The sequence below is a fragment of the Mesorhizobium sp. B2-3-13 genome, from assembly GCF_006442195.1.
Classification (GTDB): domain Bacteria; phylum Pseudomonadota; class Alphaproteobacteria; order Rhizobiales; family Rhizobiaceae; genus Mesorhizobium; species Mesorhizobium salmacidum.
This window is the reverse complement of the sequence record NZ_VFVQ01000003.1, coordinates 331,872-338,099: the sequence shown is the minus strand read 5'-3', so window position 1 is coordinate 338,099 and position 6,228 is coordinate 331,872. Positions and strand designations below refer to the sequence as shown.

Annotated in this window: 7 protein-coding genes; 1 reads left to right on the top strand and 6 read right to left on the bottom strand. The window is 64.5% G+C overall.

The window, feature by feature from the left end:
- Window positions 1–100: 100 nt before the first annotated feature.
- The 6 genes from FJ941_RS06210 to FJ941_RS06185 form a co-directional block, all read right to left on the bottom strand.
- Complete coding sequence (locus tag FJ941_RS06210) at window positions 101–2,155, bottom strand: M3 family metallopeptidase (protein WP_140503949.1); 2,055 nt, start codon at window positions 2,153–2,155, stop codon at window positions 101–103.
- Between the two features lie 90 nt (window positions 2,156–2,245).
- A complete protein-coding gene (locus FJ941_RS06205) occupies window positions 2,246–2,680 on the bottom strand; it encodes a nuclear transport factor 2 family protein (protein WP_027144540.1) in 435 nt (144 codons plus the stop codon).
- Window positions 2,677–3,321: a carbonic anhydrase gene (locus FJ941_RS06200; RefSeq protein WP_027144539.1), complete on the bottom strand. Its 645-nt coding sequence runs from the start codon at window positions 3,319–3,321 to the stop codon at window positions 2,677–2,679. Before FJ941_RS06200 ends, FJ941_RS06205 begins: the two co-directional genes overlap by 4 nt.
- A 146-nt stretch (window positions 3,322–3,467) precedes the next feature.
- Entirely contained in the window at window positions 3,468–4,259 is a 792-nt protein-coding gene (locus FJ941_RS06195; RefSeq protein ID WP_140503948.1) for a DUF429 domain-containing protein, read from the bottom strand.
- Window positions 4,256–5,140, bottom strand: a complete 885-nt coding sequence (gene pdxY / locus FJ941_RS06190) for a pyridoxal kinase PdxY (RefSeq protein WP_140503946.1) — start codon at window positions 5,138–5,140, stop codon at window positions 4,256–4,258. The genes FJ941_RS06195 and pdxY overlap by 4 nt, the downstream gene beginning before the upstream one ends.
- 12 nt (window positions 5,141–5,152) lie before the next feature.
- A complete protein-coding gene (locus FJ941_RS06185; protein WP_140503944.1) occupies window positions 5,153–5,404 on the bottom strand; it encodes a hypothetical protein in 252 nt (83 codons plus the stop codon).
- A gap of 162 nt (window positions 5,405–5,566) precedes the next feature.
- Here FJ941_RS06185 and FJ941_RS06180 point away from each other — a divergent pair, with 162 nt between their 5' ends.
- On the top strand, window positions 5,567–6,205 hold the full coding sequence (locus FJ941_RS06180) for a LemA family protein (protein WP_140503942.1): 639 nt from the start codon (window positions 5,567–5,569) through the stop codon (window positions 6,203–6,205).
- Window positions 6,206–6,228 lie beyond the last annotated feature (23 nt).

Sequence of the window (6,228 nt, the reverse complement as noted above, 5' to 3'; positions counted from 1 at the left end):
TCCGCTTCACCGCCATCGCAAATCCCTCCGAGCAATAATCGAAGTGAATCACAATGCCAGAATTGCGCAACAGGCCCACAAGGGGAGAAGGAAAAGGGCGCTACACCAATCCGCGCTTGACCATCATTGCTTCCGGCGAAGGCATCTTGCCGCGAAACGCCGTGTAAAGCTCCTCAGGGTCCTTCGAGCCGCCGGCGGCGTAGATGTTCTTCCTCAGCCGCTCGGCCAGCGCCGGGTTGAAGGGATCGCCTGTTTCCTCGAAGGCGGCGAAGGCATCGGCGTCGAGCACCTCGGACCACATGTAGGAATAATAGCCGGCCGAATAGCCTTCGCCCGCAAAGACATGGCCGAAATGCGGGGTGCGATGGCGCATCGCGATCGTGTCGGGCATGTCGAGCTTTTCCAATGTTTCGGCTTCGAAACGAAGCGGCTCTTCCGGTGCATCGGGCAGTGCATGGTAGGCATTGTCGATCAAGGCAGAAGCGGTGAACTCGACGGTGGCGAAGCCGGCGCCGAAAGTGCGCGTGGCCAGCATCTTGTCGAGCAGCGCCTGCGGCATCGGCTTGCCGGTCTTGACATGCAGCGCGTGCTTTTCCAGCACCGCCGGCACCGTCAGCCAGTGCTCGTAGAGCTGCGAGGGCAATTCAACGAAGTCGCGGCTGACCGAGGTGCCGGACACCGACGGCCAGGTAACGTCGGTCAGCATGCCGTGCAGCGCATGGCCAAACTCGTGGAACAAGGTCTTCGCCTCGTCGACCGACAGCAGGGCCGGTTCGCCCGCCGGCGGCTTGGCGAAGTTCATGATGTTGTAGATCACCGGCTGCGAGCCATGCCCGAGCTTGTAGCCGGACTTCAGCGCGCTCATCCAGGCGCCGGAACGTTTTGAAGGCCGCGCGAAATAGTCGGCCAGGAACAGGCCGCGCTCGCTGCCGTCGGCGTTCTTCACGGCGAAGACACGCGCGTCCGGATGCCAGGCGGCGATGCCCTTCTTCTCCTGGAAGGTGATGCCGAACAACCGCGTCGCGACGTCGAAACAGGCATCGATGATGCGGTCGAGCTGCAGAAAGGGTTTCAGTTCGGCCTCGTCGAAAGCGAACTTTTCCGCGCGCAGCTTCTCCTGGTAGAAACGCCAGTCCCAGGCAGCGAATTTTTCGTTGCTGCCGGCCTCGGCCGCCAGCCGCTCCAGCTCCTTCTGGTCGGCGGCGGCTTTTTCCAGCGCCTTTTCCCAGACCGGGTCGAGCAGCGCATGCACCGCCGTCGGCGTCTTGGCCATGGTGTCGTCGAGCTTGAGCGCGGCGAAGGAGGCGTAGCCGAGCAGCTTCGCCTTTTCGGCGCGCAGCTTCAGCATGTCGCGCACCACGGTCGTGTTGTCGGACGCGCCGCCATTCTGGCCGCGCATGGTGAAGGCGCGATAGGCGATCTCGCGCAGGTCGCGGCGTTCCGAGAAGGTCGTGAACGGCTCGTAGATCGAGCGCGACAGGGTGACGGCATATCGGCCCTTCCGGCCGCGCATCTCGGCGGCCTCGGCCATCGAACTTTTCACGAAATCCGGCAGGCCGGCGAGGTCGGCCTCGTCGAGGAACAGCGCCCAGTCGCGCTCGTCGGCCAGCACGTTCTGACCGAAAGTCGTGCCGAGCGACGACAGCTCCTCGTTGATCTTGGCCAATCGTATCTTGCCGTCGGCGTCGAGTTTGGCGCCGGAACGCACGAAGCCTTTCCAGGTCTTCTCCAGGACGCGCAGCGTCTCGGGATCGAGCTTCAGAGCTTCGCGGCGCTGGTAGAGGTCGTCGATGCGGGCAAACAGCTTCTCGTTCATCGAGATCGCTGAGAAGTGCCTCGACATCTTCGGCGAAATGTCGCGCTCCAGCGCCTGGATCGTCTCGTTGGTATAAGCGCCGGCGCGGCACCAGAAGATTGACGAGACATGATCGAGCGGCTCGCCGCCAAGTTCCAGCGCGGCAAGCGTGTTCTCGATGGTCGGCACTTCCTTGTTGGTGGCGATCGCGTCTATCTCCGCCTCATGCGCCTTCAGCGCGGCGTCGAAGACGGGGGAAAAATCACCATCGCCAATATGGGCAAAATCGGGCAGACCGAGCGGGCCTCGCCACACGGTCAACGGATGGGCGGCAAGATCGACGACTTTCGTGGAGGGCATGGAGGGTCTTTCGCTGGCGTCAGGAAGGAGGGTATCACCGATGTAGGACGCTGCCTGCTGACCCGCAATATACCAGTTGGCCGCTCCGCCTCAGTAGCCCTCGCAGGTTTCGGCGATCGCTGCTTGCGAGCTGGCGGTGATGCGGTTGTCGCTCACCGCGAAGGTTTCCTGCATCAGCATGTCATTGTTGGGGAAATCGTAGCAGGCGATCACGGTGGTGACCCCGCCTTCGCTCTTCTCGATGCGGTGGCGGATAGCAGCACCGGCAACCGCACCTTTCCATTCGTCGAGCGAAGCGATGAATTCCTGTTTGCTCTGGACGACGCCGAGGTCGTCGAGCTTGATGCGGACGTCGTCGGCGAGCAGGTCCGCCAGTTCGGTGCGATCGGCGACCAGCAGCGCCGAATACCAGCGGCTGATGATGGCGCGGTCATCGGCGCGAGCGGCCATGATCGCCAACAGCAATACGGCTGCCGTGAAGACGACCGGCCGGACGTCCGTCAGCTGTCGCGCGGCCCCGTTCATTCCAGCACCGGCCGCTCGAAATCGCCGGTCTCCTTGTTCATCACCCAGAGCTCGCCGGTCGAAATGTCGAACCACGCTCCGTGCAGCGACAGCCGCCCCTTGCCCTCGAGGATCGAGACGCAGGGAAAGGTCCTGAGATTGGCGATGGAATAGCGGACCGAGATGCGCTCGAGGGCCGTCTGGCGCTCTGTCGCCGTCATGAAGGTGCTGGCCGACACCGTCTCGGCAGCCGGCGCGATCAGGCTCATCCATTTGCCGATGAAGTCGCCAGGAGACAGCGGCGCGGAATTGGGGTCGAGCGCGGCGCGAATGCCGCCGCAGCGGCCGTGGCCCATGACGACGATGTTCTTGACCTTGAGGCTCTGCACGGCGAATTCGAGCGCCGCCGAGGTCGAATGGAACTCGCCGTCCGGCTCGTAAGGCGGCACCAGATTGCCGACATTGCGCAACACGAAAAGCTCGCCGGGGCCGGCGTCGAAGATCGCCTCGGGCGCGGAGCGCGAATCGCAACAGGCGACGATCATGGTCTCGGGCGCCTGGCCTTCGCGGGCGAGCTCGCGATAGCGGCCGCTCTCGGTGAGGTAGCGGCCGTTCATGAAATTGCGGTAGCCGGCGAGGAGGTGGTCGGGAAGATGAGGCATGGGCGGCTAAGGCCTTTCCGGTTGGAGGCGGCAGCTCGTTGCGGTCGAGGAAAGGCTCTAACGGCAAAAGCCCGCTGCGAGCAATGCAGAATTGCGGGAGCTGGCCATAAATGCCATGCGCCAAAGCGGGACGCCCGCCGACTTTGTCACGCCCAGATGGCGACCGGTATGCCAAAGCCGTCAGCGAGCGGCGGATTGGGAAACGGCTTTGCTTCGCCACTGGCGATGCGGCCGGCGATCAGCATCATGGCCGCCGCGTCGAGGAAATCATCGGCGGCCGCACCACGTGGCGGCGGCTGCTCGAGGAAATCCATGTCATAGCCGTGCCGGCAAAGCAGCGCCTTGCGTTCCGCCATGCCGGCTGGATTGACGCTGCCCTTGATCTTCTTCGGCAACAGCATGGCCCGATCGCCGTTCAGGCGGCAGAAGGCGACTTCCGGGTGCGATTCGAAGACACGGCCGCGCAGCTCGGGCCGCGCGATCAGCAACGCGTCGATCTCGCGGATTTTCGAGAAGATGCCGAAGGCCTGGATGGAAACGCCGCGCGGAGGGTCCGATGTCGTCCTGGCCACGTCGCTTGCCCTGAGATGTGCTGCGTACCAGGCTTCGGTCGTGGTGAAGCCGCTGGTGTCGGCATAGAGCGCGGCGCGCGACGGGATCGAAAAGACGCTGGACTGGCGCGCACCGAGCAGCGGCCGCACCTGCGCCTCCGGTCCGCGCCCGCCTTTGCTGGAAAATTCGGGCAGGCCGATCGGCATGTCGACGGCGACGATCGCGTCGTGGGGGATCGCCGCCAGCAAGGCGGCGAAGGTGGGGAAGACATCGACCGAAGGCGCGGCGTCGGGGTTACGAGGTGTCGAACCGGGCTCGCGCAGCACGGCGATCCAGCCGGCCTTACAGCCATCGGTGCCGACGAGCAGAACTTTGGCCGGGGTCACGCCCGGCGGTCCCGCCCCGGATGCGTGAGGTGGCGCAGCTGGACCATGGCCATCGGGTGCGACAGGCTCTGCGCATCGGTCTCGAGCTGCAACTCGTCGCCGCCGCGTTTTGCCGTGCGCGCCAGGATTTCGTAGACCGCCGCCGTGGTCGACTGCAGCGCCTTGATCGCCGGCTGGCCGGACAGGATGCGCGCCAGGTAGACCGCCGCGGTCAGGTCGCCCAGGCCGTTCGGCGGCTTGTCGATCAGGCGGTGTTCAGCGAGCAGCGCCTGGGTGCCGTCGAGCAGCAGATTGCCGGTGCCGCCTGAAATCATCGACGGTGCCGAGGTGACCAGCATGGTCGACGGTCCGGCATGGAGTGCCGCCGAGATCACCGATTTCAGGTCGGGCAGCGGCGCGCCGGCCATCCATTCCAGCTCATAGCGGTTGGGAGTGGCGATGTCGGCGATCGGCATCAGCCGGTCGCGCATGACGGCGGCGGTGGGCTCGGGCACATAGAGACCACCGGAATCACCCATCACCGGATCGCAGATATAGACGGCGCCGGGCGTCCTCGTCTTGACAGCGGCGACCAGAGAGGCGACCGCCTCTGCCTGGCCGGCCTCGCCGAGATAGCCCGACAGCACGGCACCGACCTCACCGAGCCACGGCGCGCGCTCCAGATCGGCCATCAGCGCCTTGAACTGGTCGAGCGGCGGCACGATGCGGGTCGCGCGGCCATGGCCGGGATGCCATGGCAGGATGATTGTCGGCACCGCCCAGACCGGAAAGCCCAGTGTCTCCAGCGCGAACACGGCGGCACGGTTGCCGACCGAGCCACGCGCGACATGGCTGGAAATGACGATGACCGCGCGCGGCGCGTCGGTTCTTTCGGCGCTCATTGTTTTTGATTCCTAGCTGCCCCGGGTGAGGAAAAGCACGAGCCAGACCATCAAGCCCAGCGCCAGAAGCAGGCCGAGTATCCTGCCAACGCGCGTACCCCAGACTTCGATCGGGTCCGAGCGGTCGGCATCGGCCGCGGAGACGTGGTCGTGCATGCCTTTTGCCGTCCGTGCCACGAAAGAATTGCCGGCCGGATCGGTCTCCTGCGCGACGCGCTGGAGGATACGGCGCGATTCCCTGTCGCTGTCCTGGCCTTCCGGCATGATGATGTCCCGTTTTGGTGGAACCTTATCGCGTTCGCGCGGCCAATCACAGGGCCTTGCGCGGGGTGATCCATGCCGAGCCTGATGCAGAGGTCGGGGCCGTTTTCTTGCGGGCCGATTGTGGTAATGCTTCGGATGCAACTTCTATCGAGGGACCCCATCATGCTTGCCCAGCGCCTTGCTCGACCATCGACATTACGCACGCTGCCCACCTTCCTGATGATGGCAATCGTGCTGCCGCTGCTTGCCGGCTGCGGCTACAACACGATCCCGACGGCGGAAGAAAACGCCAGGGCGGCATGGAGCGAGGTGTTGAACCAGTATCAGCGCCGCGCCGACCTCATCCCCAATCTGGTCGAGACGGTCAAAGGCTATGCCTCGCATGAAAAGGACACGCTCGACGCTGTTGTCCAGGCGCGGGCCAAGGCGACGCAGATCACGGTAACGCCGGAAACGCTGAAGGATCCGGAAGTGCTCAAGAAGTTCCAGGATGCCCAGGCAGGGCTGACCAGCGCACTTTCGCGGCTGATCGCGGTATCGGAGGCCTATCCCGACCTCAAGGCCAACCAGAATTTCCTGGCGCTGCAGGCGCAGCTCGAAGGCACGGAGAACCGCATCGCGGTGGCGCGGCGCGACTACATCCAGGCCGTCAGGGACTACAATCTGACGCTGAAGACGTTCCCGTCGGTGCTGTGGGCGACCTTCTGGTTCCGCGGCAGCGAGCCCTTCGCCAACTTCACCGTAGAGGAAGACAAGATGCAGCCGCCGAAGGTCGATTTCGGCACGAAGCAGGGCGGGTGAACGGCGACTGTCATCGAAATAAA